We start from the raw sequence: 206 nt of genomic DNA, 5'->3' as shown, positions 1-206 counted from the left end.
GTATTTATTGATTCCACACACGTTAAGGCTAGTGCGAATAAGCGCAAATTCGAGAAGAAAGTTGTCCGAAAAGAATCGAAAGCTTATGAAGCACGTTTACAAGACGAGATTAATAAAGACCGCGAAGATCACGGAAAAAATCCATTTCCTCCAGATAAATTCGATAAAGAGGAATTAAAAGAAATTAAAGAAAGTACTACTGACCC

General features: G+C 36.4%; 1 pseudogene. It reads left to right on the top strand.

Annotated features, from left to right (window positions below):
- Positions 1 to 206 (top strand): annotated as a pseudogene (locus tag COJ96_RS24990) (IS5/IS1182 family transposase); the annotation flags it as partial.

Source organism: Bacillus sp. AFS073361, assembly GCF_002567005.1.
GTDB lineage: Bacteria > Bacillota > Bacilli > Bacillales > Cytobacillaceae > Neobacillus.
The sequence above is the reverse complement of the archived record's forward strand: the minus strand, read 5'-3'. Positions and strand labels throughout refer to the sequence as shown.